Raw genomic sequence first — 26890 nt, 5'->3', positions numbered from 1 at the left:
CAGAAACCAGGATTCGTCGATGAACTCGAAACTCCTACGCGGCTCTGCGATTGCAACCGTCTCGGTACTGGCAGGCGGGTTGTTCTCCATCGTCGGCGGCGGGACCGCCTCTGCTGCCCCCGAGACCAAGAGTGTGGCCTTCACAACTGCATGCCATGTGCGCGAGATGGACGGTGCGGCAAGTCCGATCACATTCAACGAGACGCTCGGCTCGGGGGTCACCATCACCGCACCGACCACCGCGGCACCAGGTGAGACCGTCACCTACCGCGTGCAGCCGAACGAGATGAAGGCAAACAGCGGCGGCCATGCCAGCCGTGGAGTCGTGCATTGGGCCCGGATCAAGTACGACTTCGACATCCCGTCGGGCGTCGAATTCGTGAGTTCCCAGCTTGTGGCGGACAGTGCGTACGGCCTCGGATCCGACAGTGCCACTCCAACAGTCACACAGATCGACGACGGCGGTAATCCATCGGCATCCGGTACGCACCTGCGTATCTCCGGATCGAATCGGACCATCGGAAACGGTCCGTCCTCCGCGGTTCGATCGAGTGACGGTATCATCGTCGGTGCCAACACCAAGTTCCGACTCCCCGCAGTCGACGTCACAGTCAAAGCCGGTGCGGCTGGTAGCGAGATCAAGCCTTCGCTGCGAGTTTCCGATCCCGGCTCCGCCAACTACGACGACGACCGAAATGCGCTCACATTCGTCCAGCGCGAGAAGGATGTCTTCACAGTCAACTACTGGGAGCGCTACAACTGCTCCCCGCGGGACAACAGGAACTCCGGCCTCAACGCCGGTGGGCAGGCCCTGACCACCATCTACGTCAGCCAACCGACAACCACCACAATCCAGATGCCCGACTCGATCCAAGCCAGCACACCGACAGAGCTTGTCGCAAAGGTGGATCCGGCTCCGGTCAACGGAAACGTGCAGTTCAGGGTGGACGGCGCTGACGTCGGTACACCTGTCACGCCCGGTGCCGACGGCACTGCCCGGCTACCGCATACCTTCTTCACCGCCGGAACCGCGCGGGTCTCCGCAACGTTCCAGGGAGTCAACGGATTCCAGAGTTCCAACTCGACAGAGGCGATGGTCACGGTGACTGCCGCACCTGTCGTCAAGCAGACCGACACTGCCGTGAACGTTCCTACCGATGCAAAGACGGGCGTATCGGTGTCGCTGAGGGCGCAGGTCACGCCGACCCCCACTGGTGGCACTCTCCAGTTCAAGGATGGCGCTGCAAATATCGGTGCCCCGATCCCGGTGGGCGCTGACGGAAAAGCCACTCTGGAACACGCATTCACCTCGGCCGGATCTCATGCAGTGTCGGCCTACTACTCCGGCGCAACAGGATTCATGCCGTCGATGGCATCGGCCCAAACGGTCACCGTGTCTGATCCTGCGCCGTCCGATGTCACCACCTCGACCTCACTGGCAGCTCCCGCGACGGCCAAGCAGAATGTCGCGGCAGAACTTTCCGCAACGGTCAGTCCTAATCCGGGCGGGGGTTCGGTTCAGTTCTTCGACGGTGACCAACCCATCGGACAACCCGTTGTCGTCGGAGTCGATGGTGTGGCGCGACTGACGCACACTTTCGCATCGACGGGCGACCATCCGATCAAGGCGGCATACGCCGGGCGAAGCGGATTCACGCAGTCTGCGTCGGACGAATCCGTCGTAAAGGTTTCTGCTGCGCCTGATGATGGCGGAAACGGCGGCTCGGGCAGCCTCGGTTCGCTGGGCGGTCTCTTCGGTTCCTGATCGCATTTCTCTCGACACTGTTGCCGCTGCACCGATTCGGAGCAGCGGCAACAGCATGTCGCGGCCGTAGCCATAGCACTGATTGATTGATCGATGGAGCACAAGTGTCCAGGAATTCCTTTTCTCGACGGTCGTTTCTCGCCGCCGGGGTCGGTGCGACTGCAGTCGCCGCCGCTTCCCTTCTGCCGCCGTCGCTTCAACGTGCACTGGCGACACCCGCAAACTCCGGCGGGCTCGATTCGATCGAGCATGTTGTCCTCGTCATGCAGGAGAACAGATCTTTCGACCACTACTACGGCGCTCTGAGGGGTGTTCGCGGCTTCGGGGATCCGAATGCGTTGCGTCTACGCAGCGGCCAAAGCGTCTTCGAACAACCCGGACCTACCGGTCCGGTGCTCCCCTTCCCCATCCGCGATTCCGCTGCGGCACAAAGCATGGACACCCAGAACGTCACCGGGCTGGATCACAGCTGGGCGGGCGGACATGCCGCACTCGCCGACGGCTGGCACGACGGTTGGATTGCGGCAAAGACCGGTACGACGATGGCGTACTACGACCGGCAAGACATTCCCTTTCATTACGAACTGGCGGACTCGTTCACGATCTGCGACGCCTACCACTGCTCCGTTCCGACGTCGACGAGCCCCAACCGGAACTATTGGGTCTCTGGATACACCGGATACGAGCCACTTTCGCCGAATCCAACCGAGTCCGTCCTGCCTTCGGATCCGCCCGGCCCCGAGGGAAGAGCTGTAACCAATGCGGCCTACAACCCCTGGCACGCCGGCTACGGATGGACGACGGTTCCCGAGCGGTTGCAGTCCGCCGGCATTTCCTGGAAGACCTACCAAGAGTGGGACAACTTCGGAGACAACAACCTCGAATACTTCACTGCCTTCAAGAAAGTGGCGGCAGGGCTGCTTGGTCGGCCAAGCCTGCTCCCCTACGAACTGCAGACCTTGGCCGGGTTCTATCTCGCCCTGCCGTCGATGCCGGCGCCGGTCCAGGACGCAGCGGTACTGGCCCTCGAGAATGCTGCAGACCAACTGTCGCCTGCTGATCGCCAACTCTACGATCGCGCACTGTACCGATCCCGGCCCGGCACACTGGCCGCCGAGTTCAGGAAAGACGTCGAGTCGGGCCGACTGCCGCAAGTCAGTTATCTCGTTCCGTCCGAAGTGGATTCAGAGCACCCATCGGGATCGTCACCTGCGGCGAGCGCAACACTGCTCTATCAAGTGCTCGACGCCGTCGCCTCCGATCCCGATCTGTGGGCGAAGACGGCCGTGATCGTCAACTTCGACGAGAACGACGGGTACTTCGACCATGTACCGCCACCTCGACCGCCGCGCTCGGTCGAAACCGAATGGGTCGGCAATCAGCCGCTCGGCCTCGGCCCGAGGGTGCCGATGACGATCATCTCGCCGTGGACTGTTGGCGGTTTCGTTTGTTCACAAGTGTTCGACCACACGTCCGTCACGCAATTCCTGGAGAAGCGGTTCGGAATCACGCAGCCGGAAATCGACCCGTGGCGACGCACGGTGAGTGGCGACCTGACGTCGGCGTTCGACTTCGCCAACCCGCGTAGCCGACCGACTTTGGCGCGCCCGCAGCCCACTCCGCCTCTGGAACCGCGGTGGACACCGACCCCACCCACCGAACAGAGAATGCCCCTGCAGGAAAGCGGCACTCGACCAGCACGGGCCCTTCCCTATCAGCCCGACGCCTACACGACGGTGAACCCGGAAACCGGCTCGTTGACGGTCCATCTGGTCAATGCCGGTGCCGCATCAACTCACCTGGCCTTGTACCCGTACGCAGGTGAGTTCGACGAGCCACGGCATTACGACCTCCTGGGCGAGATCGATGACACCGTTGCGCTCAGTGATCGCGTCTACAGCCTGACCCTGTTGGGTCCCAATGGTTTCAGGCGCGAGTTCAGTGGAGCTACAGACAGTGCGGCAGCCTCGCTCGACGTCTCGACAACCATCGACGCAGGGTCGCGCGCGCTTGTACTGACCGCGAACAATTCCGGAAGTCGTGCACTCTCCGTCGACGTCGACGGGGACCGACGGAAGCTCGCTGCCGGCGCACGCGGCCGGTGGGCGGTGGCGTCGGCGGACGGCTGGTATCAGGCCACCGTGACGGTCGACGAAGATCCTGAATTCAAGCGCGTGCTCGTCGGACACATCGAAAACGGGCGTACCAGCGTAAGCCAACCGACGTGAATCGACACCGAGTGATCAAGACCAGATCTGAATCCCCAGTCGGACAAGCCAATCCATCCACACATCCAGGAGGAGTTTCCGTGCGCCGTATCCCGCTCTCAGCACTGATAGTCGCGGGCTCACTGATACTGGGCGGCGGCATTGCCGCGGCTCAGGGCAGCCTGCCCACGTCGGGGAGCGCCGGTGGCACTTCGATGTCGCCGTCGTACCTGACCGACGACGCCGGCCGCTCCTTGATCCTGCGAGGGTTCAACACGGCGTCGAGCGCAAAAAGCGCACCCGACGGCATGCCGAAGTTCACCGAAGCCGACCTCGAGCGCGAACATGCCGACATGGGAACAAATTTCGTGCGGTTCCTGATCTCCTGGCGTTCGGTCGAACCGGAACCAGGACAGTACGACCAGGAGTATCTCGACCGCGTCGAGGACCGGGTCAGCTGGTATGCCGAGCGCGGATACAAGGTCATGCTCGACATGCATCAAGACGTCTATTCCGGCGCGATCACACCAGAGGGCAACAGCGGCAACGGCGCCGGCAACATCGGCAACGGCGCACCGGCCTGGGCGACATACATGGACGGCCTTCCGGTCAGCCCTCAAGACCGCTGGGAGCTGTACTACATCCAACCCGGCGTGATGCGCGCATTCGACAACTTCTGGAACACCACCGGCCAACACCCCGAACTGGTCGAGCACTACGCGAACGCATGGCAGGCGGTGGCCGAACGTTTCGCAGGCAATGACACCGTCGTGGCATACGACCTGATGAACGAGCCGTGGGGCGGTTCCCTCCAAGGCCCCGCATTCGAAGGTGGGCCCCTCGCTGCCCTGTATCAGCGAACCACCAACGCCATCAGGGAAGTTGATCAGGACAGCTGGGTGTGCGTGGCCCCGCAGGCCGTCGGCGTCAACCAAGGTGTCCCCAGCGGACTGACGAAGATCAACGACCCGCGAGCCGGCGAACAGCGAATCGCCTACTGCCCACACCTGTACCCACTGCCCCTCGACCTCGGTGACGGATACTCCGGCCTCTCACGCACACTCACCGACGCGACCATCGACACCTGGCGCGACAGCGTCGAACACATCGCCGGAAACGTACTCGGCGGCGTCCCGGTCATTCTCGGCGAATTCGGGCTCGACACAACACTGCCCGGCGCAACCGACTACATCGACCGCGTCTACACGACCGCCCGAGAACTCGGCGCGGGCGTCTCGTACTGGTCCAGTGATCCCGGGCCTTGGGGCCCGTACCTGCCGGACGGAACACAGACACTCCTCGTCGACACCCTGAACAAGCCGTATCCGCGTGCCGTCGCGGGCACACCCACCGAATGGTCCTCGAGCGTCGACCGCCTTCAGTTGACGTTCACCCCGAACCCCGCGGTGACGGCACCGACCGAGATCTACCTACCCGAGAGCGGCTTTCCCGGCGGCGTCGACGTCGCAGGCGCCGACATCGTGAACTGGAACCCCCAAAGCCGGCTTCTCACAGTGGAAACCGCGGACGACGCGGGCCCCGTCACAGTCACGGTGACGCCGGCAAGCTGATCGCGAGCGTCGAAGTTCCTGGATATTTGTCCAGTTCTTTCGTAACGTACAAGCGACGGGTGATCAGCCGACGGAAGGCGAGTATGTCCACGGAGAAGATGTCTGTCCAAGATCGTGTTGCGCGGGTGGTGCTCGATGTCGTTGGCGCCTTACCGACCGGCGCGCAGCGCATTCTCGGTGGCAAGCCGAAGGAGATCGACGGACAGACTCTGCACCCCGAGATCCAGCTTGCACTGCGATTGCTCTCGGCAGTGGAAGGTACGAGCTTCGAGCATCTTCCGGTCGAAGAGGGACGAGCTCAGATCGACGCCGAATCGCGACTGTTCGGCGGTACGCCCATCGACATCGAAACGGTTCGCGACCTCGAGATCCCGGCCGGAGACCACGCGATTTCCGCTCGGCTGTATCGCCCGGCCGGGGTCTCTACGCCCGCTCCACTTTTGGTGTACTTCCACGGCGGCGGGTTCGTCCTCGGCAGCCTCGAGAGCGGCGACAGTGTGTGCCGCTTCCTGGCCCGCCACGGTGAGGTCAGTGTGCTGTCGGTGGACTACCGGCTGGCACCGGAGTTCCCCTTTCCCGCCGGGATCGACGACGCCGTCGCCGCATTCCGGTACTGCGTCGAACATGCCGCGGAACTGGGCGCCGATCCGAAATCCATTGCAGTGGGCGGAGACAGCGCCGGCGGGAACCTGGCTGCCGTCGTCGCGCAGTCCACGACCGAAGACGACGTCAAACCCGCATTCCAACTGCTCTTCTTTCCCTGGGTGGACCTTTCGTCGAAGCGCCCGTCGCACAAGATGTTCGGCACCGACTTCTTTCTCACCGACGCCCAACTCGACTGGTATGCAGCCCATTACCTGTCGGGCGGCACTTCGGCTCTCGACCCGCGAGTCTCACCGCTGCTCGCTCCGGACCTGGCCGGCCTACCGCCCGCGTACGTTGCGGTCGCCGGTTTCGACCCACTACGCGACGAGGGCGAAGCGTATGCGAACCGGCTGCGAGAGGCCGGAGTCCCGGTCGCACTGAGGCGCCACAGCGGTTTGATCCATGCCTTCGTCAACACCACCGGCGTCGGCCACACCGGACAAGACGCGATGTTCGAGGCCTGTGGCGCTCTGCGAGTTGGACTTTCGGGCCCGCACTGAGGGCACGTCAGGAAACGGGGAGTGCCAGATCCGCCCACTCGACCATCGCTTCGAGCACGGAGCGCAGTTCCATCCCCGTCGCGGTGAGTTCGTACTCCACTCGCGGCGGCACCTCGGCGTAAGCAGTCCGGGTCACCAGATCGAACTCCTCGAAACGTTTGAGCCTGGCCGACAGTGTCCTTGGACTGATGCCGGGCAAAGCGCGTCGTAGTTCCGTGAAGCGCATGGGGCCGTGCGTGAGCTCACGAACGATCAGCGTTGCCCACGGCCCGTCCAGGACCAGCAGGAAGCGCGCGACGCCGCACTCCGGAAGCACGTGACCTGATTCACTCATCGATTCCCCATTAGTTCACTTGAAGTAACTGGTTCCCGATGTGAACTATAGGCGTCATGACTTACACAGTGCATGGCGCCACCGGCGCACAGGGCTCTCCCGTTCTCGCAGGATTGGTCGCGGCTCTCGCCGGATCGGCAGGGGCCGAAGTCCGAGCAATTACCCGTAACCCTGACCAGACGTTCAAGGGTGCGAACACCGTCGTCGCGGACAATGCGTCAGTCGACTCTCTCGCCGACGCTTATCGCGGGGCGGACGGGGTGTTCTTTCACCTGCCACTCGCCGGAGACACCGAGACGCTAGCTGGTTATGCCCACAACGTTCTGGCTGCAGCGAGAGCGGCGCGCCCTTCGCGGTTCGTGATCTCTACCAGCGGCACGGTGATCGGCGACGCTACTTCGCCGCTTGCCGGTCCCAACACACCCGTTCTCTCCGAGCTCGTCGACGGACTTCGCGCCGAAGGCATCGCGGTGACCGTTCTGACCCCACGTTTGTTCCTCGAGAATCTTCTTCTGCCCACTGTGCTGTCGGGAGTGAAAGACGAAGGCGTCCTGCGTTACCCACTGCGTGCCGATCTCGCGGTCGCATGGAGTTCACATCTCGACGTCGCTGATGCAGCCGTCGCGGCCCTGACTCTCGACGTAGCACCGGACGCGGTCGACATCGGACAGATTCCGGCGATCACCGGTATCGAATTGGCCGAGGCATTCGCCGAACACTTCTCGCGCGCGGTAACTTTCGAAGCCGTGACACCCGATGCCTTCGGTGCATCGATTGCGCCGATCATCGGAGCGGGTGCAGCAGCCGGGGTTTCCCAGCTCTACACGGGACTCGAATCTGCCGACAGCGTCGCGTTCGACTCCGCGACGGGTTCTACTGCTGCCTTGGGTATCACTGCCCGCAGCACGCGGGCCTGGCTGGCAGACCTCGGGGTGAACTGACCGGACAACGCAAAAGGCCGGCTCCGCGAAGTATCGCGTGGAGTCGGCCGATTTCCGGGGTTACCGGTGCGTGCGGGTCTTCAACTGGCGGTTCAGCTGCCGACTCCCGAAGTCCAGACCGGCACCGTCACTGGTGGCCAGCACAGTGAGTCCAGCGGCGACCAGCAACGAAATAAGCACAACGCTCATGGTGAGTCACCTTTCTTCCTGTCGTGAAACGGTTTTGCGCCTCCGGGAAATGCCGACATATCCGGCACCCCACTTCAGCTGACCTCAAAGTATCTGTAACTATGGGTTACGCGCAATGTGTGGTCCCTCACCTGAAAGCGCAGGGTGATGCGCAGATCACGCTGCATTCGATGGCGGACTTACCTGGCCAGAACCATGCTCACGAACTCGTCGGCGAGCGCGTGAGCGTCCGCACCGCTGCCAGGAACCACATCTGGCGCACTGTGCACCAATTGCATCTGCCCCAGGTACATCGAATAGGCAAGTACGCCACGATGTTCCGCTTTCTGCCTGTCCATCCCCAGATCGACCAACAACGTCACGATGTAGGCGACTCGACGCTCGGTGACACGTCGAACCGCCGCCGAAACCACAGGATGGTCGATCCCGGCAAGCAGTTCCAACTCCGCACGGCGACCGGCCAGTCCGGTTGTGACCGCGTCGACCAGGCGACGCAACCTCACCTCTGCCGGTTCGCCGGAGGCCTCGACGGAAGAGATCAGTCGCTCGGTTGCCAGAACCTCCCATCGATCGAGCGCAGCCTGCAGCAATTCGTCACGGTTCGCAAAATGCCAATAGAAGGAACCCTTGGTCGACCCCAGCGTGCGTGCCACCTTCTCCACAGCGACGGAACCTGGTCCGTGGCTGGTCAGAGCCTCGAAAGCAGCATCGATCCACTGATCGCGGGAGAGTCGGGCGCGGGCATTCGTCACCTCCGTACGGTACCGTATGGGTAAGTTCCATACGGCACCGTACGGAGGATGAAATGACACTCGCATTCAAGGCAATGCCTGCACCGGACTGGGCAGAAGCCACCACGATCACCATCCCGTCTGTTCCGACCCATACTTCCGAAGAGTGGGCGCAGGCCGTCTTCGACGTCAGGAATGTCCCCGCACCAGTCCTCGCGATGTTCTGGCTCAGGGAGCGGGTAGTCGGACTGCTCGGCATCGCCAAGGGACGCCCGGACACCTTTACCGTCGACAAGATCGCCGACGGCGAAGCCCTCATCGAGGCGGACGAGAAACACCTACGATTCGTCGCCTCGGTTCAGTCCGACAACGACGCCGGTCTCCTGCACGTCGTCACTGCCGTGGAGCTGAAGAACCGCGCGGGCCGAATCTACTTCGCACCAGTTCAGGTACTGCACGGCGTGATCACGCGGGCAATGATGACGTCTGCTCGAAAGAGACTGTGCACGTGATCAACCGTCCGGACCGCCCTTGAGTTCGAGGCTGATCTGATCGGCGTCCAGCGCGGCCAGTGCCGATCCGAGCATCCGTGCGTCGAACAGGCCGTCGTCCCGCGCGTCGAGTAGCGCTTGGCGCTGCGCGTCGATCACGTCGAGCCGGGTCTTCTTCTTCGACTGCCCCTCGGGTGGAACGAAACTCGCAGAAGCATCCTCGAGTAGAGCGAGCAAACGTCGATGTTCGTCGAGTTCGGAATCGGTGAGGTCCTGCGCTGCCGGACCGACCGCCACTACGATGCGCTTCAACGTCCCACCCTGAAGGATCAACGAGCCGGCTGCGACCAGGAACGCCACCAAGATCAGAAGCGATCGACTCGGAGTGTCTTCCGGAAGAGTCTGCGCGGCAGCCAGAGTGACCGCTCCGCGCATACCGGCCCAGATGACGATCGTCCCTTCACGCCATCCCAACGGCGCGGTAAGGTAGTAATCGATATCGGCAACCGTCCGACGCACCCGAATCTTGAACCGTTCCATCTGATTCGCCGAAGGCGCCCGGCGCCTACTACGCCGCCCTTCGTCCGGTGGGTAATCCTCTGGGTTGTCGAGACGATTCGCGATGTCGGAGAGTCTGGGTTTCATGCGTTCGCGAAAGTTCGCCCGCGCCTGGAGTGCTCGCAGTAGGGGCGCGACGTACAGAGCCCGAACCAAGATCGTGAGGAACAGTGCACCCGCAGCGACGAAGACTGCGGTGGTGATTCCCTCGTGGTCGACCCGGACATCGTCGACTATCGACGAGAGTTCGAGGCCCATCACCAGGAAGATCGCACCTTCGAGGACCAGTTCGACTGTGCGCCAGTTCTGGGAGTCCGACAACCGATGACGCGGCGAAAGCTTCCGAGGAGCGTCGTAGCCGGTGACGAGCCCAGCCACGACGGCAGCAACCAACCCCGATGCACCCAACTCTTCGGCGGGGATCGCGGCCAGAAACGGCACCGTGAACGAGATGACCGTGTTGACCGTCGAGTCGGTGACACGGGCACGAACCATCAGGTTGACCTTGCCGACGACAACACCGATGACCGCGGCCACGACGACGGCAAAAGCGAACTTGCCCAACACACTCCACAGCGATACCGACGCGGCCGCTCCGGCGATGGCAGTACGCAACAGGACCAGAGCGGTAGCGTCGTTGAGCAGGCTTTCGCCTTCGAGGATCGACACCACCCGCGGCGAGACCGGGAGTTTCTTGACGATGGACGTCGCGACGGCATCCGTCGGGCTCACGATCGCGCCGAGTGCAATGCCCCACCAGATGCCGAGTCCTGGTATCACCCACGAGAAGAACACACCGAGAACCAGCGCACTCACCACGACGAGGAGAACTGAGAGCCCACCGATAGCACCGAATTCACGCCGAAACTCCATCGACGGCATCGAGACCGAAGCTGAGTACAGCAGCGGCGGAAGCACACCCGCGAGAATCCATTCCGGATCGATGTCCACTGCTGGGACAAAGGGGAGGAGGCTGACAACGATCCCGGCCATCACCAGAATCAGCGGCGCCGCGACTCCGATCCGCGCCCCGAGCGTCGAGGCGGCGACGATTCCGAGTAGTCCCAGCACAACGATGATCAGAGCATCCACAGTTCCCCCGCACTCCGGCTTGTGTACCCCGCTCTTTTTACACCTGTGCCGGTGCCGGGGGCGAGACCCGCCACGCGACGGCGATCAGAAGAACCGTGAATGCCGAAGCAGGCCACAGAGCGTGAAGGCCGATCCACCGATGAACGAGCGCACCGACTACCGCGCCCGCGATCAACCCCGCGCACATCCCGAAGTGCTGCAGCCACGCCCACTTCGGGCCGCCCAGAAAGGCTCCGGTGAGACGCTGGCCCATCTTGACCAGCGCACCGGTCATGTACGTGACACCGATCGTCACCTCACCGTCGCGTTGGAACACCGAGTTGACGGCTCCCATCGCCAGGGCCATCGCCGAAATCGCGCCTGGGGTGACGTCGAGGCTGCTCATCACCGAACCGATGGCCAGCAGTCCAGCCACAACCGCAAGCACTGTGACCTTGCGGGTCCGGACGGAGTACCGCTCCGTGAAGTGGGTGACGACGGTTCCCAGCGCGATTCCCAGGAGGAAGAGCACGATGATGCCGCCTGCCACCCGCGCGGTCGACCACACCCCGTCGGCAAATGCGACGCTCGCCTGCGTCATGTTGCCGCTCATGAACGAAACGAAAGGCCCACCGAGCGTGATGAATCCGAGCGCGTCGACGTAACCGGCCAACCCGGCGAGCGCTGTCGCCAGGCCGATCAGCGACCTGCTGTATCCCGTCACCCGACGAGCTCGGTTCAGCTCAGCTTGCTGGTGCGCAGCTCGTGGCCCTTGGACGTCTTGCAGCGGCCGGTCTCGAGATCCCACTGCCAGCCGTGCAGATCGCAGGTGAGGTTGGTGCCGTCGACGACACCGAACTTCGACAGGTCAGCCTTGAGGTGGGGGCAACGACGCTGAATCTCGTAGCCACCCAACTCGATAGACGCGCTGTCGTCGTGCGCCTCGGCGAACCAGCCGTCGGCGTATGCGATGCGCTCGTCGGTGAGGCACTTGAAGAACGTGTAGAGGAACTCGTTGTACCCACCGATGCGCCACGCCGTGAAGCGTGTCGACAGGAAAATGGTGTTGACCCAGTCTGGCTCGTCGTCACGCAGAACGGTGCGAACCAGTTCGGGCGCAATGCGGAAGCCGTAGCGGTACTTACCTTCTCCGTCGATGGGCTCGCGAACGATCCGCTTCGGGAAGTCGAGGACGACAGTCTCCTCTCCCATCACGAGTCCGACGGGGTAGCCGATTCCGTCGCAGATCAGATCGGACTGCGCCATGATCGGCTCGAACTTGGCCTTCAGACCGTCGAGCAGCGGCTCGCCTTCGGCCGGAGCCCACGTAGCCTTCTGCGCGGCGATGACCGGTGCCATCTTCTGCGCCATCTTCTCGATGTACTCGGCCTTGTTCGAGAAGATCTTGTCGACGTCCGCGTCCGGGATGGGATGCGTCAGGGCAACCTTCTCGCTTCCCCGAAGTTCGACGGCCGAGCCGGGGATCATCAGCAGACCACGATCGTTGCCGTTGATGCGCATCTGCTCGAGGAACGTGATCTGGTCGGGGAAGATGTTTCCCTCGTCGCCGTGATCGTCGTTGAGGTAACGCAGGTCGTCGTCGAGGAAGACCGGCGGGCCGGCCGACGGGACAACCCAGGCAGCGTCGACCTGGGAGATGTAGTTGCGGCAGCGGTCCATGCCGCGCTGACGCTTCTGCTTGCCGAAGTTGCGCTTGGTGCCCTTCGGGATGTCGTAGACCATCGGGTACCAGATCGCGCCCGAGTACTGCAGCAGATGGATGTCGACCTTCCCGAAGGCGTCGGTCAGCGGGTCGAGGTCGACGGGCCTGGCGTCGTTCATGTTGAAACAGGTGGTCTCCCCGTCCGAGACGACCAGGCCTGAGTCACCGATCGGACCGTCCGCCGGAGCGCGCAAAGCGATGATCATGATGTCGAGATCGCCCTTGGGACCGCTGACGGTGTGCTTGACGGAGTCTTCCGTCTCGAAGAACTTGTGGAAGCCGAGCTTCTCGAGCTCACGCTTGAGGTCCGGCACCGGGTAATCGGGGAGCAGGACGGTGGCGTCCTTGTTGACGTGCGCGATCAGGTTCTTCGGATCGAAGTGGTCCTTGTGCAGGTGCGAGACGTAGAGGTAGTCGCAATTGCCCAGCGCGTCCCAGTCCAGCTCGGTGTTGTCGGGGAACGGCACCCAGGACGCGAAATACGTCGGGGTCACCCATGGATCACACAGGATGGATCCGGCCTCGGTCTGGATGTGAAATCCTGCGTGGCCGACGCTGGTGATCTGCATTGCAACCTCCGAAATCGTACTGCTGGTGCACCCAGCATAGTCGGCGCCATCAGGGCCAAATCGCGATCGAGGAGGCGGCCGGTTGTGACGTCATGCACGTCAAAGGTCGAAAGTGGGTTGTGATTCAGGCGGGCCGGTGACGCCGACAACACTCTGCGCGCTGGCGTGTTCGCCGTATTTCTTGGCGCTCATGGGAGCTGTTTCGCCATTCCCGAAGGCAGCCCCTAAGGCTAACCTAACAAATATGACTCGACTTCTTTCTCCCTCCACGACCGATCGCGACTACTGGGCGATCGTGGACAACCTGACGCGTCGCGGTTTCTTCGGCGTCGGCGCGGGTGTCGCTGCGGCCGCGTTTCTCGCCGCCTGCAGCAGCACGGAAAGTTCGACGCCCGATAACGCGGAGACCTTCGAGTTCACACGCGGCGACGAGAAGCTGATCATTCCGACGGACCCCCAGAACGTCGTTGCGCTCGATCCGCGGGACGGCCTCGAATTGTCGATCCTTGCGGGGTACCCGGTGACCGCCTACCCGACCGGCGCCGCCGAACACCTGCGCCGCGAGGTCCCGGATGCCACCGGTGTCGAGATCTTCGCCGAAGGTGCTTCGGATCCCAACTTCGAATACATCTCGACCCTCGGCGCGGACCTTCTCGTCCTCAGCGCCGGCTGGTGGGACAACGGGTCGTACGGCAACGACCGGATGCAGCAGATCGCACCGGTCCTGCCCGTCGGCAAGGACTTCACCCCGGAATGGCGGAAGGTCATGTCGGACTTCCTCACCGGCATCGGGCGCAGCGATCGCGCCGAAGAAGTACTCGCCGAGTACGACGCCCATGTAGCTCAGGTCCGCCCGACCGTCGAACCGCTGATGGCCGGCAAGAAGGTTGCCTTCGTTGCCGCCGCCGAGGATCAGATCGCGTGGTTCCAGAACGATTTCCGCACCGCCGTCGCCGAGGACCTCGGGTTCGAGGTGCTCCGTGAAGGCCCCGACCTTCGCGTGATGCTCGGGTCGGAGCAGTTCAACCGTCTCGAAGAAGCCGACGTCATCTTCGCCTTGGATCGCAGCGCCTCCGGCAGCGCGTACACCTCGCCGACGTGGCAGCGCCTGCCCGCCGCACAGGCCGGTCGCGTGATTCCGTTCGACTACTACAAGGCCGCAGGATACGCCTTGACCGCCAAGGTTCTCGTCGACGACTTGGCGGCCGGGGTCAAGCGGTAGAACCCGACCTTCGTCAACCCGACGGGGCCCCGATCATTCGGCACCGGCGGCTCGTCCTGTCACGCGGTCCCGAAACTCGCGGAACGCTTGGAAACCACCGGTGAGCGCCCGCGCCAGTTCCTCGGCGCTTTCGACGCAGACGACGTCCTCCAACTCGGAAACGTCGTCGGGCTCGTGATTGCGCTGGGGAACGAGAAACGTCGGGTCACCCTGAGGGTTGACGATCAGGAACCCAGCGGCCGCGCAGAGGTCGTAGACGAACGCGCACTCGGCAGGCGACAGCGTCGCGTGGAAGATTCCACCACTGAGTGGATCGCTCTGCTCGAGCGAGTCGAGATGAAGGTCGGAGAAGGCCCCGTCGATCGTCAATGCCCTGTCGTCACGGTCGACGATCTCGCCTCCGTACGGGCTCTCGACCACGCGCAGCCCGTGCTGATCGAGGAAAGCGGCGACCGCCGCCCGATCAACATCGAGTTGCACGTCCTTCGTCATACGCATGAAGTGCAGCGAGAAACCCATCGATCCCCCTCGTCCATTCGCGACGCACGTGATGCGCTCGCCAGTACCTCGACAGCCGAGAAGCGTCAAAACTACCTCTCGAGTAGGGTCCGGATCGCCTCGACCACTTCGGCAGGCGCCTCTTCCGCCATGAAGTGACCTGCGGACAGCGTGCGGTGCTCGAGATCGGGCGCCCACGCTTTCCACAGGGCCTCGGCGTCGTAGCCGAGCATCGAACCCCAGTCCTGCTGAATGACCGTGACGGGCATGTGCAGTTGGTTGCCAGCATCGCGATCGGCCTGATCGTGTTCGACGTCGATGCCTGCCGACGCCCGGTAATCGGCAACGATCGACGGCACCGCCTCCCGTGAGGCGCGCAGGTATTCCGCCCGCACGTCTACCGGAATCGCTTCGCGGTTCTGCGTCCACACGTCGAGAAAGTAGTCGAAGAACGCGTCGGCGCTGGCGCTGATCATCTGCTCGGGAAGACCGGGTGGCTGAGCCATGAGATAGAGATGGAACGCCACAGCAGCATTCGATCCGTGCAGGATGTCCCACATATCCAATGTCGGGAGCACGTCCAGCGAACCGAGCTGTGTGATCACATCCGGGTGGTCCAGCCCAGCTCTGACGGCAACCAGTGCGCCACGATCGTGGCCGACGAGGGCGAACTTCTCGTGTCCCAGCTTCTTCGCCACCTCGACAATGTCGGCAGCCATTGTTCTTTTGGAGTAGGTGTCCGGGTTTTCCTCGACCGGTTTGTCGCTGGCTCCGTATCCGCGGAGATCCGGGCAGATGACGGTGTGATCCGACGCCAACGCAGTGGCGACGTGACGCCACATGAGGTGCGTCTGGGGGAAACCGTGAAGAAGGACGAGTGGTGTTCCGTTTCCGCCGACCGCGACGTTGAGCCGCACCCCGTCTGTTGTGGAAATCTGCTGATAGTCGAAGCCTGGAATGGTGATCGTCATCGGTCGCTCTCGTTCGTCGGGGTGATGGCAATCAGCCTCGCCGTAGTCGATGAGCATTCGATGAGCGCGATAACGTGGGGAAATGCGAGACCACACATTTTTCGGAGTTCTCGGACCCGTGGTCGCGTGGAACAATTCGTCAGGGTTGATCGATCTGAAAGGTCCACGACACCGAGCGGTCCTCGCTCGTCTCGTCGTCGCCCGCGGACGTGTTGTTCCCGTGGACGTGATTGTCGACGACTTCTGGGTCGATCCTCCGGCCGGGGCGACCAGTGCAATACGTACGTTCGTTTCCGCACTGAGGCGCGCGCTCGAACCGGATCGTGCCCCGCGAACGAAGCCGAAAGTCATTGTCACCGAAGGCCCTGGCTACGCCTTTCGTGCTGCACCCGACGCGGTCGACGCTTGGGAATTCGAAAGACTGGTACGTGAAGCCGCCGATTCGACGCCGGCAAAATCACTCGAACTGCTCCGAACCGCGCTGCAGCTGTGGAGAGGGCCGGCCTACGCGGAGTTCGCCGAAGAACCGTGGGCTCGATCGGAGCGGTCACGCCTCGAGGAACTGCGTCTGACTGCCGTCGAGCGCTTCGCATCCGCGCAACTCGATCTCGGGCGAACTGCCGAAGCGATTCCCGATCTGGACGCCCACGTCACGGAACACCCTTGGCGCGAGGACGGTTGGCGACTACTCGCTCTCGCGCTGTACCGGTCCAACCGTCAAGGCGATGCTCTGGCAGTCCTACGTCGCGCACGCGAGCTACTCGCCGAAGAGTTGGGCATCGACCCCGGGCCACGACTGACCGACCTCGAGTCCGACATTCTCCGCCGCGAAAACCACCTGGATCCTGTAGCGGCAGAACAGATCTTCACTCAGGTTTCGGCAGCGTACGACCGGACCGTAGCGGCAGGATCGAAATCGAGATTGGAGTCAACCGTCGGCCTGCTCCGAAGTTTGGCAGTTACGGGCGGAAGCGGACTCGAGACTGCCCGAAACCAACGACTGACAATCATCGGTGCCGCTGAACAATTGGACGATGTCGAACTCACCGCACGGATCATCGGCAACTACGACGTGCCCGGAATCTGGACACGATCCGACGATCCTCGGCAGGCTGCACAGATCGTCGCGGCCGCTCAGCGCACCCTCGATCGACTTCCGGTCGGCAACGAACCCGCTCGGGCCAGACTGTTGGCGACAATTGCACTCGAATCGCGCGGACTGTCCGGTCAGCGCGGGCTCGAATGTGCCCGCGCTGCAGTGCAGATCAGTCGCGCTCTCGACGATCCAGGTCTCCTGGCTTTCGCTCTGAACGGATTGTTCATGCAGACGTTCTGGACTACCGGTCTGACCTCCGAGCGCGACGGCATCGGCCGTGAACTGGTCGACCTATCCGCTCGACACGGACTGTCCACCTTCGAGATTCTCGGCCATCTCATCCGTATGCAAGCGCTCGGCGCACTGGGGCAATTCGACGCAGCCGAGCTACACGCCGAGACAGTTGATCGATTGGCCGGACGTCACGAACGGCCGTTGGCAGCGGTGTTCACCACCTGGTTTCGCGCTATGCGAACGGCCACTACCGGCGCAGAAGCGGCGCACTGCGAGAAGCTGTACGAAGCTGCGGCGGTGAACCTTTCCGGTTCCGGTATGCCGGGTCTCGAGGACAGCATACTCCCTCTCGCAATTCTCGCCCTCCGCGTGTGGCGGGGACTGCCGGCAATTTTCGACCCGGCTACGCAGTGGGGCCCGTACGAACCCTGGGCCCGGCCACACCTGCTCATCGCACAGGGGCAGGCGAACGAAGCCGCGAAGGCCGTCGAGGCATTGCCGGACCCGCCCAAAGACCTACTCTCCGAGGCACTGTGGTGCCTGACTGCCGCGGCGGCAACTGCAGTCGGCGACAGTCGAGTCAAGGAGCGTGCTCGAGCGGCGCTCTTACCTGCCGCCGCCGAAATTGCCGGCGCCGGAAGCGGAATGCTCACTGCGGGACCCGTCTCGCACTATCTCGCCACACTGCAGTAGACCGAAACCATCAGGTGAACGCAATCACCGTGTCGCCCCACGCCTCCCGGATTTCGCAATCCAGATCAGCGACGACGGCATCGTGCTTGTCGATCAACAGTGTCGAGCGTGTATCGGTGTCGTAAGTCGGCCATCCCGGGTCCGCACCCAGTTCACGATCGGCCCCGGTGCCGTAATCACCTGCAGCTCTGGCGAAATCCAGCCACCTCGCCTGCATACGCTCCGATACATAACGCGCCGTGCTCAGCCCGCCCAGTTTGTAGGTGATGTCCCGCGCTCCGTGATTGATGTTGCCGAAGACGTAGGCAAGTTCGGTCCCGTGGGTCGCACCAATTTTCAGCGCCTTGAGCATCGGCGGCGCGTAGTCGAATCGGTACAACCAGGTCGGTGCCATCTTGCTGTGCGCCTCGGCAATCCACAGCGTGGGCAAACGAAATCCGAAGTCACGGGTCAGCCCGAGACCAGCGCCCAGCTTGGACAGCCCCGAATACGCACCTTCGATCTGAGAATGATCGGGTAGCTCGAGCCCAGGGTGCTCGTCGGCGATCTCCGCGAACATCGACGTGATCACGACGGGATCGATCGGCATCAACGGCGATTTCATCATCCGGAAGAGCGAAGATTCGTCTTTGTTGGTTCCGATGATCAGCGGAATCGGGTGTGCACTGCCGTGACGGAACGCGCGCACCGGGTAATCAGGGAGCAGATCACCGTCGACGATCGGCGCGAACGCCAAAGTGCCGGGCGTCTCCTGAGGGATGCGAGCAAACAGTTCGTCTGACGGCCCGATCAAGTCTTCGGCAGACGTGGACCGCAGTAGACCCAGATCGCCACCGCCGCTGAAGATCTCCAGAAACAGCTTCGCGACGATCTCGCCACGTTCACTCCCGTACACCGAAGTGGCGGGGGAACTCTCGGCGATAGCGCGATGAAACAGGCCACGGGCGGACGGCACGGTCATCAGCGTCGTCACAGCGCCGCCACCTGCCGACTCGCCGAACAACGTCACCCGATTCGGATCACCACCGAAGGCCGCGATGTTGCCTTGAACCCATTGCAGCGCTGCAATCATGTCGCGGAGAGCGGCATTGGGCTCGAAGGTATGTTCTTCCGAGTTGAAGGACGAGAAATCGACGAAGCCGAACACACCGATGCGGTAGTTGATCGAGACGACGACAACGTCACCATTTTCAGCCAATGTGGTTGCGTCGAACAGTGGTTGGCTGGATGCTCCGCGAAAGTACGCACCGCCGTGAATCCAGACCATAACCGGTTTACCCGGCGCATCAGAGCCGACGGGGCCCGGCGCCCATACGTTGAGAAACAGGCAGTCTTCATCCATCGGAATGTTCTCACCGAGCGGGATCATCGCAAGTCGACTTTGCGGTTCACACGGACCGAATTCTGTTGCGTCTTGAATCTCGGTCCACGGCTGCGGCGGAACGGGTGCGCGGAAACGTAACGGCCCGACCGGAGGTGCCGCGTAGCGGATCCCCTTCCAACTCGATACCGCACCTTTCGTGGATCCACGAACCGGCCCGTACGTTGTCTCGACTACCGGCGCTTCGCTGGGTGTGATCGTCATTCGATTGCTCCTCGAGGATCCGTACCGGCCCTCAATGCTGCCAGCATCCGGTGCAAATCGGACATGTTTGCCGGATTCACTCTGCTGGCAGTCATGCAAGGCTATCGCCAGGTCATGCGCCGGATTTCGTGAACTTAGCCAACTCTCGCAATCGGACCAGATCCCAGGCATGCCTGGGCCTACGGACGCCCGGCCGGTCTCGGGGGACCCTGACTCTCAGTGCCTGCGGGCTGACCGTGCACCTGACGGGAGTCGGCATCACCAGAGCCTCACCGTCGACGCCGACCGGAATCTCGTCGGTGTCGGCGTCGATGATCACCTCGAATCCGGTGCCCTGAGCCAGGCCTCGTTGATGCGCCCGATGGAGTAACCCGACGGCCTGACGGGCGCTGCCGACGGAGATCGCCACGATCCCGAGAGTGCCCCGGTCCAATCGCGGGCGATGACCGAGCCCCGCCAGGTCGTTCATCTCGTACGGTCCGTTGCTGACCAGAACCGCCTGTGGACCCACCGCGGACACGCTCGGGGAGCGCGCGGTCAGCACCGCTCCGGCGCGTCCGGCGAGCAGATCCGGGAGTTTCTGCAGGAAGGTGCTGGTCTTGGCGTCGCGGTACTCCGGACTCTGGACAACTTCGGCGTATGCCCCGAACGATGCGTTGTTGACGAAGGTTCGACCGCCGACATTACCCAGATCCACCGTCACCTCGACGCCGTCGACAAGAGCGTCGAGGCACCGTGACGGATCGTCGAGGTCGAGACCCAGATCCGCGGCGAAGTGATTGCGCGTCCCAGCGCTGACGACCAGGAAGGGCAGGTCGTGTTCGGCCGCGACAGCGGCAACCAACGCCTGAGTTCCGTCGCCACCGGCAACACCGAGTAGGTCGGCGCCGTCCGCGACCGCCTGCCTGGCCAAGGCCGTCACGTCGATCTTCTCGGGTCCCTCGAGCAGTGCGACCGTGGCCCCCCGTTCCTCGGCCTTGCGTTTCAAGTCGAACTTCTCGACCTTGCCACCGCCGGAGTTCGGATTCATCACGAAGAACGGTTTGGCGGGCGGCGGCGCCGGTCGCTCGACCACCGGCAGTTCCTTCTCCTCCCCCTCCAAAGCGGCGCGGGCGCAGATACCGGCTATGACGAACAATCCGATCGAGAGCAGCACCACCCACAAGAGGCGTTCTCGGATCAGGAAGGCGAGCACCACGATCGGCGTCAGAACCGCCACAGCCAACGAGATCCAGCGGAGGAATCCGCGGGTGGTCAGAAACCAGTACACCGCTACGACGCACACGACCACCCCACCGATCCCCAGGATCAGCATGGTCAAGGTTTTCAGTCCGGCGAAAATCAGGAGCACCACGACGGCAAGAACCAGCGCAGCAAATGCCGCGCGCGCCAACCAACTCTGTTTCGACGAGGGCCGATCCGTGCGGACAGGGGTCGTCATCGAGCCACCTCCCGCAGTTCGCCTCGTCGGATATTCAACTGTTGATATTGCCGTGTCTGTCTCCTCAGGACTAGCCAATTACCTACCCTCGGAAACCCACTTTTCCAGCGCTGATACTTTATGACGACACCTCGTCATAAAAAGGAGAAGGCCCGTGACAACACCGACGTCCGCAGCATGGGGATCTTCGGAGGAGCCTCTGACCGTGGTGCGGAAAGCCGGTCTTCACGGACTGCGGTGGACGGCCTGGCTGGCCGGCGCGACAGGCCTCGCACAATTGGTGTCGATCGGGCTGAACCTAACCGACACCGTCCACGGAATCGTCCCAACCACGTACCCGCCTGTAGACGTGGCCTGCAGCGTTGTCGCGCTCGTTCTCCTGGTCAGCCTGCTTGTCGGCCGACCCAACGGCCCCGCGATGTTGTCGGGTCTCGCCCTCCTCATGGCCATGCTGATGGCGCCGACCCTCCACAAACATGCACCCGAGTCGCTCTGGCTGGCGGCGTCACACGCCGTTTCGGTCGTCGCCGTCATCATGCTGTCCGTGATGACTTCGAGGTTCTCCAGTGCCGAGTTGGATCGGCCGTGACACCGGATTCACCTCTCTCACTTGCGGCCGAAGAATGGATCACCGATCTGACTGCCGCGGAGATGGAGCGGTTGCGCAAACGCACGACGCTCACCGCCGCCGAAGCGCAGGAAGTCTGCCGATCCGTACGCTCGATCGCGCAGCAGATGATGCTTGTACCCGTCTCGATGTGGCAGGGTGATCCACGCCTTGTTGCGGATCTGTTCGACCTCCCCGTGACCATGAATCAGACACAGGAGGATCGACCATGCCGAAGCTGACCGGTGGCGCGACAACCGCAGAACACAAGATCGCGACCCGAGAAGCCATGTTGGACGCGTTCATTCGCGAACTTCACGAGCAGGGCTGGCAAAACGTGAAGCTGCAGACTGTGGCCCAGGCAGCCGGCGTCTCACGGACCGCGGTGTACAACTACTTCCCCGACAAATCTGCGTTACTGCTTGCCTGGTCCACCCGCGAGATGGACAGATTCCTACTCCTGGCCGAGCGTGAACTCGCGGATCGCGAGAATCCTGTCGACCGAATCGAAATCCTCGTCAAACTGACGCTCGTCGAGTTCTCACTGCAGCGATTCACGGGAATCGCGTTGGTCGAATTGCTGTCCGCGCCGGATCGCGAAAGTTTCCTCGAACATATTGTCCCACTGTCGGTTCTGGTAGAACAGCTCGTCCAGGAAGGTGTCGACGCCGGCGTCTTTGTCGATTCCGATGCTGCCGCGTCCGCGCAGCTCATCCTCGCCTGCGTGGAAAGCCGTCGCCCGATGCTCATGGCCGGCGACCGAGTGGACACCGTCGTGGCGACCACCGTCCCGTTCATCATGCGCGCGTTGGGCGTCTCGTGGCCGACTTCCCCCACCGCCGATCCCACCGATCGGCCTGCTCACGATCGGTAGGATCGCAGGTATGCACTTCGACCTCCCGCCCATCGATCAGCAGGCCGAGCGATTGATCGAACTCGGGGTACACGAGATGGCCGGGCTTTCTGCCGGCGACGTCAGGGCAGCCGCCGCAGCCGGAAAAGGTGAGGCGGGACTGCTTACCGTGCACGAAAAACTCGCTCCAGCTTCCATTTTGACTCCCCTGCTCGAGCACAAGAACAAGAGGGGCTTCGTTGTCGTCGACATGGCCGACGTCGATCTGTTCGCTCCTACCGAGCCGGCCGCGTTGCCTGACGCCGCGATGTATCTGCTCGGTGAAGTCGACCGCGGGGATCACCTGGCCAATTGGAGCCCGGACGAAGCACTTCCCGCGATCGTTGATGCCGACCGTACGCCGCTGACCCTCACCGAAGGCATTCACTGGCTGTTGCAGCGCCCCGACGTCCTCGAACGCGGAAAGTGCTTCATGACGATCGGCTCCCGATTGCGTAAGCCTGACGGATCTTTCGACACCAGAACCCCGGCTGTGTGGATCAGCAACGGAACCGGCCGGGACGGCAAAGACAACCGCAACGCCCCGAAAGTCGGGTGGTGTTGGTGGGGTAACCGCCACACGTGGTTGGGGTTTGCATCGGCCGGCGGGCGGACGTCGCTCCCGGGTTAGAGCACGGTTGCGCGGTCGAATCGGTATCGATCCTTCCACGGCATCGCGTTCTCCAGCATTGCAGCGGCAGAGAGCAATTCTGCGTCGCAACCCCATTTCGCCGAGATCATCACGCCGAGTGGAACACCGTCTTCCGTCCACCCGAGTGGCAAGCTGATCGACGGGAATCCAGTTGCGTTGGCGACGATGGTGTTTCCCGTGAAAGCGACCATGTCGATCAGTTCGGTCGCGGGGTCTTCGTCATTACGTAGCTCACCGACTGCCAACGGCGGTGTTGTCACCGTCGGGGTGACAACAAGATCGGCGTCGGCGTAATCCAGGCTCCACCGCCGCGCCCATGCCTGAACAACTCCGATTGCCGCGGCCAGATCGCCCGACGGCACTTCGTTCGCTCGAACACGTAAGTGCTGCACTATCGGACGGAGAAGGTGTTCGTACTCTTCGGGAATGGGCTTGGTGCCGGCCAAGGACGAGAACATCGTGGTGAAGGCATCGACGAAGGCGTCGTCTCGGACCTGAGGTCGTTCGAACACGTTGTGTCCCAGGCTCTCGAGAACGACGCCCACCCTCGATACCGCCTCGGAGACTCGTGGGTCCACCGTGCCGCCGGATACCGAGCCATGAGCGAGGGCGACGGTCAGGGGGCGAGAGTGCGATCCTTCTGCCTGGACGACAAACTCTTCGAACGACTTCGGCCGGGGCGGGTGAATCGTCCCGGCGCCAGGCCGCGTCGCCAGAACATCCAGCAGTGCAGCGGTATCGCGAACCGTTCGGGCGATCGGCCCCTTGCTCGCAAAACCGAAGTTGTCGTGACCTGCCACCCCCATCGTGATCAGACCGCGACTCGGCTTGAGGCCCACGACTCCGCACGTACTTGCCGGTGAACGCAACGACCCGGCGGTGTCACTTCCCTGAGCAAACGGCACCAGACCAGCGCCGACCGCGGCCGCGGCGCCACCACTGCTACCGGCAGCACTTCGTGTGCGATCGAACGGACTGCGGGCGGGCGGAGCAACTTCCGGCTCGGTGTAACACGCCGCCCCGAACTCGGGCACCGTCGTCTTGCCGATGTCGATCAGCCCACCTTCTCGGATCGCCTCGACGATCTCGTCATCGGCGTCCGGCACGAAGTCCCGAAAGAGCGCCGATCCGAAGGTCGTACGGATGCCGCGAGTCGCGTCGAGGTCCTTGATGGCCGTCGGGACGCCGAACAGGCGCGGAAGCGGTCCGGCGTCCCGCTCGTCCAACCTTCGCTGGGCCTGCTCGGCGAGTTCGATCGCATGTTCCCCGGCGATCGTCGTGAATGCACCCACGTCATCGGAAGTGGTCGCACGATCGACGAAGTACCGGGCCACCTCGGGGATCGAGACCTGCTTCGCGGCGATCACACCGGCGAGTTCGACAGCGGACAATTGATGGAGATCAGTCATCGGGCAGCACTCCTTGTAGGTCAATCGACACTTGTAATTTCGATACGCGTATCGCTATTGTTGTCAGCATGGTATCCGAATCCGCCGGCTCTGCAAGGGCCGGTCGACCAAAAGCATTGAGTCACAGACAGATACTCGATGCTGCGGCCGAGATCGCCGATACGGACGGCCTGGACGCGGTCTCATTTCGAGTGCTCGCCGAGCGACTGGGCATATCGCCGATGTCCGTCCACCGCACTACCGGCGGCATCGACGCGTTGAGGCGAGACCTGATTTCCACCCTCGTGGGAGAAGCCGTCTCGTCGATCGACTGGCCGACCGACTGGCGCGGGGTTGCCCGCACGTTCGCCTACGGTCTACATGACCTTCTGATGAGGCATCCTCTCGTTCTGGAAGCCCATCGGCAGGCATCACTGGAAGCACCCGGTGCCGACGATACCGCCCACCGAGTCGTGCGAGCGCTTTCGCAGGCCGGCCTCGATGACGAACAGGCCACTTACGCGTACGGCGCCGTGCATGATTTCGTGACCGGACACGCCGCAATTCAATTGGGACGCGGAGCTTTCGACAGTGCACCCGCCGATCGACGCGAGGCATCGGTGTTCGCGCTTCATCACGATCCCGCCCGAAGGTTCGAATTCGGAGTCACGCTCATTCTGGATGGCGTGGCGTCGATCGCGCAGCGAGGAAGCACAAAATGACAAGTAGCGTGGCGACAACCGAAATTCGTGGCACCTCGGGGCGCCGTATCGCGTTCTGCGAGTACGGCGATCCGACTGGCCGGCCGGTAGTCGTGGTTCATGGATCACCTGGCAGCCGATACGAGGGGCTCTCACTCGACAACGCGGCTGCGACGGCGGGTCTACGGCTGATCGTCCCCGATCGTCCCGGTTTCGGGCGCACAGATCCACACGCGGACAGGGGATTTCATTCCTGGGACGACGACTACGTCACTCTGATCGATCATCTCGAGTTGGACTCGGCCACACTGATGGGTTTCTCCGGAGGCGGCGGTTACGCGCTCGCAGTCGCTGCGGCCGTACCCGAACGAGTCTCGAAATTGGTGCTGGCGTGCGCCATGATTCCCGGAGCCCCACGAGATACTTTGCGGCGCAGGATAAAACTGGTATCCGCGCTGTACTTTGCCGCCAACTGGGCTCCCCGCATGGCTGGTGCAATGCTTGCGGGAACCGGAGTGTTCTCCAAGTTGCGCAGCGACTCCGTCTCGATCTGGCCGGCCGCCGATCAGGCCGTCATGACCGACGAGTCGCATCGCCCTGCTCTCCAACTGGATTCATCCGAAGGGATCGCACAGGGCGGATCCGCAGGGGTTGTCGACTTGGCGAGGTATCGCCACGAGATGCCAGGGTTGCTTCAATCCATCTCGGTACCAACGGTTTTCCTGCACGGAACCGACGACAGGAACGTACCCATCGAAGTTGCCCGCTGGGCCCACTCGATGATCCCCCACTCTCGCTTCGAAGAGGTCAGCGGGGGCGGTCATCTGTTCGTAGTCGCAGACCCCACTCCACTCATTCGCGCCCTCACATAACCTCTTGACTCGAACTGATGTTCGAGTATTGTTGGGGATGGGGATCGGGGGATTCAATGAGTGTTCTGTTGTCGGATGTGGTGTCTGGTTCTGCGATGGGGTTGCGCGGACGTCTGTGGCGGTTGTCTGCTTCTGAGTTGCGTGCTGCCGCTATCGAGGCGAGTGCGGAGATTCTTCGCCTCGAGGCTGTTCGAGTGGCCGTGGTGGACGAGTTGTCGATGCGTCCCGATGATCAGGTAATTGCCAGCCGCGGGGTGGGGTGCTGGTTGGCGGCGAACACGATGCTGCAAATCCGGGACGGGAAGAAGATCGCCGCCCTCGGTGCAGCGCTACGACCGTTTCCCGCGGTGGCGGCACGGTTCGATGACGGGGACTGCTCGTTCGAGCATGCCGTGTTGATCGTGGCGTTCTGCGAATCACCACCGAAGGGGATGCCGGAGGAAGCGCTACCGAAGTGCATCGATTTGTTGTTGGCTGCTGCTTCGGGCGTGGAGTCGACGACCACGAAAGTCCGGAGTGTTATCGCGACCTTGGAGCGAATCTTCGAATCCGATGAGATTCCACCCGCCGAAGACATCGACCGCAACGAGTTGCGGATCGCATCGACACTGAACGGTCGGGTGGTGGTGCGCGGGGATTTCGATGCTCTCACCGGGGAAATGTTGCTGTCGGCGTTGTCGAATCTGACGATGCCGACCCCGGCACCGGATGGAACTCCGGATTCTCGGTCGGCGGCGAAGCGG

Annotated in this window: 26 protein-coding genes; 15 read left to right on the top strand and 11 right to left on the bottom strand. The window is 62.8% G+C overall.

The window, feature by feature from the left end; all coding sequences use genetic code 11:
- Nucleotides 1–19 precede the first annotated feature (19 nt).
- The 4 genes from AC2ETI_RS24345 (at nt 20) to AC2ETI_RS24330 (ending at nt 6688) form a co-directional block, all read left to right on the top strand.
- Nucleotides 20–1765, top strand: coding sequence for an Ig-like domain-containing protein (locus tag AC2ETI_RS24345; protein WP_483634508.1), 1746 nt, complete (start codon nt 20–22; stop codon nt 1763–1765).
- Nucleotides 1766–1869: 104 nt separating this feature from the next.
- Nucleotides 1870–3993 carry a phosphocholine-specific phospholipase C gene (locus tag AC2ETI_RS24340; protein WP_483634507.1) on the top strand — a complete coding sequence of 708 codons (2124 nt, stop codon included), beginning with the start codon at nt 1870–1872 and terminating at the stop codon, nt 3991–3993.
- An 80-nt stretch (nt 3994–4073) separates the two neighbouring features.
- Entirely contained in the window at nt 4074–5543 is a 1470-nt protein-coding gene (locus AC2ETI_RS24335; RefSeq protein WP_069145755.1) for a cellulase family glycosylhydrolase, read from the top strand.
- 83 nt (nt 5544–5626) lie between these two features.
- Complete coding sequence (locus tag AC2ETI_RS24330) at nt 5627–6688, top strand: alpha/beta hydrolase (protein ID WP_483634506.1); 1062 nt, start codon at nt 5627–5629, stop codon at nt 6686–6688.
- A gap of 7 nt (nt 6689–6695) precedes the next feature.
- On the opposite strand, the gene AC2ETI_RS24325 is transcribed toward AC2ETI_RS24330, so the two are convergent.
- On the bottom strand, nt 6696–7022 hold the full coding sequence (locus tag AC2ETI_RS24325; protein ID WP_019745900.1) for a winged helix-turn-helix transcriptional regulator: 327 nt from the start codon (nt 7020–7022) through the stop codon (nt 6696–6698).
- Between the two features lie 56 nt (nt 7023–7078).
- Between AC2ETI_RS24325 and AC2ETI_RS24320 the strand changes: the two genes are divergently transcribed.
- Nucleotides 7079–7963, top strand: coding sequence for an NmrA family NAD(P)-binding protein (locus AC2ETI_RS24320; protein ID WP_021333327.1), 885 nt, complete (start codon nt 7079–7081; stop codon nt 7961–7963).
- A 60-nt stretch (nt 7964–8023) separates the two neighbouring features.
- Here AC2ETI_RS24320 and AC2ETI_RS24315 read toward each other — a convergent pair whose 3' ends face one another.
- Both AC2ETI_RS24315 and AC2ETI_RS24310 read right to left on the bottom strand, forming a co-directional pair.
- On the bottom strand, nt 8024–8152 hold the full coding sequence (locus AC2ETI_RS24315) for a hypothetical protein (protein ID WP_003943237.1): 129 nt from the start codon (nt 8150–8152) through the stop codon (nt 8024–8026).
- 179 nt (nt 8153–8331) lie between these two features.
- Nucleotides 8332–8904: a TetR/AcrR family transcriptional regulator gene (locus AC2ETI_RS24310; protein WP_483634505.1), complete on the bottom strand. Its 573-nt coding sequence runs from the start codon at nt 8902–8904 to the stop codon at nt 8332–8334.
- Nucleotides 8905–8957: 53 nt separating this feature from the next.
- Here AC2ETI_RS24310 and AC2ETI_RS24305 point away from each other — a divergent pair, with 53 nt between their 5' ends.
- On the top strand, nt 8958–9395 hold the full coding sequence (locus AC2ETI_RS24305; RefSeq protein ID WP_483634504.1) for a DUF2867 domain-containing protein: 438 nt from the start codon (nt 8958–8960) through the stop codon (nt 9393–9395).
- Here the strand turns inward: AC2ETI_RS24305 and AC2ETI_RS24300 are convergent, their stop codons facing one another.
- From AC2ETI_RS24300 to AC2ETI_RS24290, 3 genes are read right to left on the bottom strand one after another with little or no spacing between them, the layout of a single operon-like run.
- The gene (locus AC2ETI_RS24300; RefSeq protein WP_483634503.1) at nt 9396–11024 is read right to left on the bottom strand and encodes a cation:proton antiporter; all 1629 of its coding nucleotides are present in this window, start codon (nt 11022–11024) and stop codon (nt 9396–9398) included.
- 37 nt (nt 11025–11061) lie between these two features.
- Nucleotides 11062–11727, bottom strand: coding sequence for a YoaK family protein (locus AC2ETI_RS24295; protein ID WP_019745905.1), 666 nt, complete (start codon nt 11725–11727; stop codon nt 11062–11064).
- A 14-nt stretch (nt 11728–11741) separates the two neighbouring features.
- Nucleotides 11742–13295 (bottom strand): MBL fold metallo-hydrolase, encoded by a 1554-nt coding sequence (locus AC2ETI_RS24290; RefSeq protein WP_003942885.1) that lies wholly within the window; start codon nt 13293–13295, stop codon nt 11742–11744.
- Nucleotides 13296–13539: 244 nt separating this feature from the next.
- On the opposite strand from AC2ETI_RS24290, the gene AC2ETI_RS24285 reads away from it, so the two are divergent.
- Complete coding sequence (locus AC2ETI_RS24285; protein WP_029256598.1) at nt 13540–14517, top strand: ABC transporter substrate-binding protein; 978 nt, start codon at nt 13540–13542, stop codon at nt 14515–14517.
- A gap of 33 nt (nt 14518–14550) precedes the next feature.
- Here AC2ETI_RS24285 and AC2ETI_RS24280 read toward each other — a convergent pair whose 3' ends face one another.
- Both AC2ETI_RS24280 and AC2ETI_RS24275 read right to left on the bottom strand, forming a co-directional pair.
- Nucleotides 14551–15036: a hypothetical protein gene (locus AC2ETI_RS24280; protein WP_483634502.1), complete on the bottom strand. Its 486-nt coding sequence runs from the start codon at nt 15034–15036 to the stop codon at nt 14551–14553.
- Between the two features lie 71 nt (nt 15037–15107).
- Nucleotides 15108–15986, bottom strand: a complete 879-nt coding sequence (locus AC2ETI_RS24275; protein WP_483634501.1) for an alpha/beta fold hydrolase — start codon at nt 15984–15986, stop codon at nt 15108–15110.
- Between the two features lie 82 nt (nt 15987–16068).
- On the opposite strand from AC2ETI_RS24275, the gene AC2ETI_RS24270 reads away from it, so the two are divergent.
- On the top strand, nt 16069–18009 hold the full coding sequence (locus tag AC2ETI_RS24270; RefSeq protein WP_483634500.1) for an AfsR/SARP family transcriptional regulator: 1941 nt from the start codon (nt 16069–16071) through the stop codon (nt 18007–18009).
- 10 nt (nt 18010–18019) lie between these two features.
- Here the strand turns inward: AC2ETI_RS24270 and AC2ETI_RS24265 are convergent, their stop codons facing one another.
- On the bottom strand, nt 18020–19594 hold the full coding sequence (locus AC2ETI_RS24265; protein WP_483634499.1) for a carboxylesterase/lipase family protein: 1575 nt from the start codon (nt 19592–19594) through the stop codon (nt 18020–18022).
- Between the two features lie 112 nt (nt 19595–19706).
- The gene (locus AC2ETI_RS24260) at nt 19707–21035 is read right to left on the bottom strand and encodes a diacylglycerol/lipid kinase family protein (RefSeq protein WP_020971243.1); all 1329 of its coding nucleotides are present in this window, start codon (nt 21033–21035) and stop codon (nt 19707–19709) included.
- 154 nt (nt 21036–21189) lie between these two features.
- Between AC2ETI_RS24260 and AC2ETI_RS24255 the strand changes: the two genes are divergently transcribed.
- Genes AC2ETI_RS24255 through AC2ETI_RS24240 form a run of 4 tightly spaced genes read left to right on the top strand, consistent with a single transcriptional unit; the run spans nt 21190 to nt 23165 of the window.
- Nucleotides 21190–21624, top strand: coding sequence for a hypothetical protein (locus AC2ETI_RS24255; protein ID WP_483634498.1), 435 nt, complete (start codon nt 21190–21192; stop codon nt 21622–21624).
- Nucleotides 21621–21884 carry a hypothetical protein gene (locus AC2ETI_RS24250; RefSeq protein ID WP_019745914.1) on the top strand — a complete coding sequence of 88 codons (264 nt, stop codon included), beginning with the start codon at nt 21621–21623 and terminating at the stop codon, nt 21882–21884. The genes AC2ETI_RS24255 and AC2ETI_RS24250 overlap by 4 nt, the downstream gene beginning before the upstream one ends.
- The gene (locus AC2ETI_RS24245) at nt 21872–22516 is read left to right on the top strand and encodes a TetR/AcrR family transcriptional regulator (RefSeq protein WP_042953280.1); all 645 of its coding nucleotides are present in this window, start codon (nt 21872–21874) and stop codon (nt 22514–22516) included. Before AC2ETI_RS24250 ends, AC2ETI_RS24245 begins: the two co-directional genes overlap by 13 nt.
- Before the next feature lie 10 nt (nt 22517–22526).
- Nucleotides 22527–23165, top strand: a complete 639-nt coding sequence (locus tag AC2ETI_RS24240) for a DUF5701 family protein (RefSeq protein ID WP_428690356.1) — start codon at nt 22527–22529, stop codon at nt 23163–23165.
- Here AC2ETI_RS24240 and AC2ETI_RS24235 read toward each other — a convergent pair.
- Nucleotides 23162–24595, bottom strand: coding sequence for an amidase (locus AC2ETI_RS24235; RefSeq protein ID WP_070795461.1), 1434 nt, complete (start codon nt 24593–24595; stop codon nt 23162–23164). The two genes, AC2ETI_RS24240 and AC2ETI_RS24235, sit on opposite strands and share 4 nt — an antisense overlap.
- Before the next feature lie 68 nt (nt 24596–24663).
- Here AC2ETI_RS24235 and AC2ETI_RS24230 point away from each other — a divergent pair, with 68 nt between their 5' ends.
- The 3 genes from AC2ETI_RS24230 to AC2ETI_RS24220 all read left to right on the top strand — a co-directional run.
- Nucleotides 24664–25296 (top strand): TetR/AcrR family transcriptional regulator, encoded by a 633-nt coding sequence (locus tag AC2ETI_RS24230; protein WP_428690355.1) that lies wholly within the window; start codon nt 24664–24666, stop codon nt 25294–25296.
- Nucleotides 25293–26147 (top strand): alpha/beta fold hydrolase, encoded by an 855-nt coding sequence (locus AC2ETI_RS24225; protein WP_031331450.1) that lies wholly within the window; start codon nt 25293–25295, stop codon nt 26145–26147. The genes AC2ETI_RS24230 and AC2ETI_RS24225 overlap by 4 nt, the downstream gene beginning before the upstream one ends.
- A 56-nt stretch (nt 26148–26203) precedes the next feature.
- A partial coding sequence (locus tag AC2ETI_RS24220) for a DUF222 domain-containing protein (RefSeq protein WP_483634497.1) occupies nt 26204–26890 on the top strand: 687 nt, incomplete at its 3' end.

The sequence above is a fragment of the Rhodococcus sp. MurmanLake-1 genome (genome assembly GCF_056945715.1).
The sequence above is the reverse complement of the archived record's forward strand: the minus strand, read 5'-3'. Positions and strand labels throughout refer to the sequence as shown.

Coding starts and splice junctions, on each gene's coding strand:
- AC2ETI_RS24345 (WP_483634508.1), top strand. CDS start 20: ATGAACTCGAAACTCCTACGCGGCTCTGCGATTGCAACCGTCTCGGTA.
- AC2ETI_RS24330 (WP_483634506.1), top strand. CDS start 5,627: ATGTCCACGGAGAAGATGTCTGTCCAAGATCGTGTTGCGCGGGTGGTG.
- AC2ETI_RS24325 (WP_019745900.1), bottom strand. CDS start 7,022: ATGAGTGAATCAGGTCACGTGCTTCCGGAGTGCGGCGTCGCGCGCTTC.
- AC2ETI_RS24320 (WP_021333327.1), top strand. CDS start 7,079: ATGACTTACACAGTGCATGGCGCCACCGGCGCACAGGGCTCTCCCGTT.
- AC2ETI_RS24315 (WP_003943237.1), bottom strand. CDS start 8,152: ATGAGCGTTGTGCTTATTTCGTTGCTGGTCGCCGCTGGACTCACTGTG.
- AC2ETI_RS24305 (WP_483634504.1), top strand. CDS start 8,958: ATGACACTCGCATTCAAGGCAATGCCTGCACCGGACTGGGCAGAAGCC.
- AC2ETI_RS24290 (WP_003942885.1), bottom strand. CDS start 13,295: ATGCAGATCACCAGCGTCGGCCACGCAGGATTTCACATCCAGACCGAG.
- AC2ETI_RS24285 (WP_029256598.1), top strand. CDS start 13,540: ATGACTCGACTTCTTTCTCCCTCCACGACCGATCGCGACTACTGGGCG.
- AC2ETI_RS24280 (WP_483634502.1), bottom strand. CDS start 15,036: ATGGGTTTCTCGCTGCACTTCATGCGTATGACGAAGGACGTGCAACTC.
- AC2ETI_RS24275 (WP_483634501.1), bottom strand. CDS start 15,986: ATGACGATCACCATTCCAGGCTTCGACTATCAGCAGATTTCCACAACA.
- AC2ETI_RS24270 (WP_483634500.1), top strand. CDS start 16,069: ATGCGAGACCACACATTTTTCGGAGTTCTCGGACCCGTGGTCGCGTGG.
- AC2ETI_RS24265 (WP_483634499.1), bottom strand. CDS start 19,594: ATGACGATCACACCCAGCGAAGCGCCGGTAGTCGAGACAACGTACGGG.
- AC2ETI_RS24260 (WP_020971243.1), bottom strand. CDS start 21,035: ATGACGACCCCTGTCCGCACGGATCGGCCCTCGTCGAAACAGAGTTGG.
- AC2ETI_RS24245 (WP_042953280.1), top strand. CDS start 21,872: ATGCCGAAGCTGACCGGTGGCGCGACAACCGCAGAACACAAGATCGCG.
- AC2ETI_RS24240 (WP_428690356.1), top strand. CDS start 22,527: ATGCACTTCGACCTCCCGCCCATCGATCAGCAGGCCGAGCGATTGATC.
- AC2ETI_RS24235 (WP_070795461.1), bottom strand. CDS start 24,595: ATGACTGATCTCCATCAATTGTCCGCTGTCGAACTCGCCGGTGTGATC.
- AC2ETI_RS24230 (WP_428690355.1), top strand. CDS start 24,664: ATGGTATCCGAATCCGCCGGCTCTGCAAGGGCCGGTCGACCAAAAGCA.
- AC2ETI_RS24225 (WP_031331450.1), top strand. CDS start 25,293: ATGACAAGTAGCGTGGCGACAACCGAAATTCGTGGCACCTCGGGGCGC.